Annotated in this window: 3 protein-coding genes; all 3 read left to right on the top strand. The window is 54.4% G+C overall.

The features are described 5' to 3' along the window. Window positions 1-754 precede the first annotated feature (754 nt). Genes D580_RS17090 through D580_RS0114870 form a run of 3 tightly spaced genes read left to right on the top strand, consistent with a single transcriptional unit; the run spans window position 755 to window position 2,520 of the window. Window positions 755-1,003: a FitA-like ribbon-helix-helix domain-containing protein gene (locus D580_RS17090; RefSeq protein WP_081617303.1), complete on the top strand. Its 249-nt coding sequence runs from the start codon at window positions 755-757 to the stop codon at window positions 1,001-1,003. After that, window positions 1,000-1,473 carry a type II toxin-antitoxin system VapC family toxin gene (locus D580_RS16465; RefSeq protein WP_081617302.1) on the top strand — a complete coding sequence of 158 codons (474 nt, stop codon included), beginning with the start codon at window positions 1,000-1,002 and terminating at the stop codon, window positions 1,471-1,473. Before D580_RS17090 ends, D580_RS16465 begins: the two co-directional genes overlap by 4 nt. Window positions 1,474-1,509: 36 nt before the next feature. Then, entirely contained in the window at window positions 1,510-2,520 is a 1,011-nt protein-coding gene (locus tag D580_RS0114870) for a transposase (protein ID WP_018955150.1), read from the top strand. Window positions 2,521-3,144 lie beyond the last annotated feature (624 nt).

Raw genomic sequence — 3,144 nt, 5'->3', positions numbered from 1 at the left:
ACGAAGAGTATCTCAAGCTCAAGATCATCGCCGCCTTCCTGCCGCCTCTGCCTAAATATGCAGAAAATGACCCACACTAATCCGCGAAGACCCGGAAGTACTTTGGGACACCCATCATCTGTTTGACGATTGGTACTTTGGGAGGGGTTACTTTGGGACACCCATCATCCGATTGGCGGTACTTTGGTTGGTACTTTGGGACACCCATAATCCGGGCGTTTTGGGCGGGGTACTTTGGGACACCCATCATCCGATTGGCGGGAGCGGTACTTTGGGACACCCATCATCTTGCCGGACACCAGGTACTTTGGGACACCCATCATCCGATTGACTGTCAGCTCGCTTTCTTTGGGACACCCTGGTACTTTGGGACACCCATAATCCGCACGATTGGTGGGGATACTTTGGGACACCCATTGGTTACTTTGGAGTACTTTGGGACACCCATCATCTGTTTGACTGTGACGGTACTTTGGGACACCCATCATCCCAATGACGGTACTTTGGGACACCCAGTGCGCCGAGATAAATCGGTAGAAGATCAACAGGGGTACTTTGGGACACCCATCATCCACGGCACGGGTACTCTTTGGGACACCCATCATCCGTTTGAGGGTGCTTTGGGACACCCATCATCCCAGTCATCTGGGCATCGGTGCTTTGGGACACCCATCATCCCAATCATCTGGGGGGGCTTGAAGGTACTGGTCGCCGGGAATATGATGCAATCAATGATTGCATTGGGTGTTGCGCGATGGCCAGTATTACGATTCGAAACTTGGATGAAGAGTTGAAAGTGCGCTTGAGGATTCGAGCGGCTCAGCATCGTCGATCCATGGAGGATGAGGTGCGCGAAATGCTGCGAACCGCACTGGCGGAGGATGTGATGCCGCGAGGTGATCTTGGGGAGCGCATTCGCAGCAGGTTTTCTGATTTTGGTGACGTGGTTCTGGAAATACCCTCGCGAGAGCCTGTGCGCGAACCACCTACGCCGGGCACATGATTGTTCTTGATACCAATGTGCTTTCGGAGCTGATGGGCGCAAAGCCCCACAAAGGGGTTCTGCGTTGGCTATCAACTCAGCCTGCATCCAGTCTTTACACCACAACGGTGACACAAGCAGAAATCTTTTATGGTGTACGTCTATTGCCGTCGGGGCGTAGACGTGATGGGTTGATGTCGGCGGTTGAGGATATGTTTGCCATGGATTTTCATGGGCGTATTTTGCCCTTCGATGAAGATGCTGCACATGCATACGCACAGATCGCTGTTCAGCGGCGTCAATCAGGTAGACCGATTTCCCAGTATGATGCGCAGATCGCGGGTATTGCGCGTTCGCGGGATGCGGACATTGCGACGCGAAATGTGAACGATTTTGTGAATTGTGGTATTCGTGTGTTCAATCCGTGGCAAGAATCAGGACAAAAGTCAGGACACCCGCCATCGCCTGACAGCCTGCCGACAGGCGACTAGGTTCAAATCAAATCTGTGTGGGACAGGGAGCGCCCAATGACCAGAGCCAGAAGGGAACTCGTTCATCTGGAAACCACCTCTTACTACCATTGCATCAGCCGCTGCGTGCGGCGGGCGTTTCTTTGTGGGCGGGATGCGCACTCGGGCAGGGACTTCGAGCATCGACGTGGCTGGGTGCTGGAGCGTGTGCGTGAGCTTCAGATCATCTTCGCAGTGGAAGTCTGTGCGTACGCGGTCATGTCCAATCACTATCATCTGGTGCTGAGAGTCGATTCGGGGCGGGCCGGGGAGTGGAGCGATGATGAAGTTGCCGCTCGCTGGGCCAGGTTGTATTCACGCCCTGTGCTGGTTGACCGTGTGCTGAGGGGTGAACGCGTGAGCGATGCGGAGCGGGATGCGGCACGGCGTGTGATTGCAGAATGGCGCTCGCGCCTGGTGGATCTGTCCTGGTTCATGCGCAGTCTGAATGAGCATCTGGCCCGCCGCGCCAACCAGGAGGACGGCTGTAAGGGGCGGTTCTGGGAGGGACGATTCAAGTGCCAGGCCCTGCTGGACGAGGCGGCTGTGCTGACTTGCATGAGTTACGTGGATCTCAATCCCATACGGGCGGGGATGGCGTACACACCGGAGGATTCGAATTTCACCTCGGTGCGACAGCGTATTCTTGAGCTTTCGGTGGGTGATGGCTCCGCGCGGGAATCTCTGCAGGCATGTCCGGATCTGGTGAGCCTCGATGCATGTGAATCGGGTGGGCACGCGAATGATTTCGTGTTTTCGACACCTGATTATCTGGAATTGGTGGACTGGTGTGGGCGGGCGATTCGGGAGGACAAGCGCGGTGCGATACCAGCGGGCATGCCGTCGATATTGGCTCGATTGAATATCGATGCGCAGCGATTCTTGAGCCATGTCCGATGCGGCAGGCGGGATCACCAGGTGGTCGCTATGGGTCGAGAGCCTCGAATGCGTGAAGCGGCGGCTCGGCTTGGCCGAAACTATTTCAAGGGGCAAGCGCAGTTTGCGCGTCTGTACCTGTCGGCGGATTGACACCGGTGGGTGTTTGATAAATGGTATTTTTGTGAATCAATTCTCGAAAAATAGCCATATCAAGTCTGGATTTTCAATTTTTGTGTTCTAAACTCAATTCGTCTGCAAGGAGGCGGACTTGAGCCGGAGCCGGCATCACAGGGATTTGTGGTGTACGGCTCCATCTTTTCTCGGATCGATTTTCTTCGTTCCTTCTTTCTGTCAGTAAATCCCCACTACTATCTTTTTCGTAGCCAGTGTGCGTGACCCCAGTTGCGTGCGTGGCGCATGCTTGCGTGTCAGGGCTATGGGGTGTTTCTAGGCACGGCATACGGCTTGCAGATAGCAATTCTGGATGTGTTCGAGCTCTGTTCGCGTCGCATGTTAATGGGATTCAAACAGGCATAATTCTGGGGTAAAACCCGCGTGTAGGCCTGGGCCTACACGAATTGTGGAAGATTCCTACAAAATTAGCCTGATTTGGGGGTTTACGCGGGGTTGTCTATTCGACATTATTTGCCTGCGATCTGAGAGAAAGTGGATTTCCACGACTGGGACATGGATGCCCAGGAAAGGACTCAACAGGTCGTACAGGAAATTCTAGTGCTCCAATCACCAAATTCCTGTAAGGCCAGGACGGCCGGC

The organism is Thioalkalivibrio sulfidiphilus, from assembly GCF_000377945.1.
Lineage (GTDB): Bacteria > Pseudomonadota > Gammaproteobacteria > Ectothiorhodospirales > Ectothiorhodospiraceae > Thioalkalivibrio_A > Thioalkalivibrio_A sulfidiphilus_A.
The sequence above is the reverse complement of the archived record's forward strand: the minus strand, read 5'-3'. Positions and strand labels throughout refer to the sequence as shown.

Excerpts from the sequence above, each read along its gene's own strand:
- D580_RS17090 (WP_081617303.1), top strand. The coding sequence starts at position 755 with ATGGCCAGTATTACGATTCGAAACTTGGATGAAGAGTTGAAAGTGCGC.
- D580_RS16465 (WP_081617302.1), top strand. The coding sequence starts at position 1,000 with ATGATTGTTCTTGATACCAATGTGCTTTCGGAGCTGATGGGCGCAAAG.
- D580_RS0114870 (WP_018955150.1), top strand. The coding sequence starts at position 1,510 with ATGACCAGAGCCAGAAGGGAACTCGTTCATCTGGAAACCACCTCTTAC.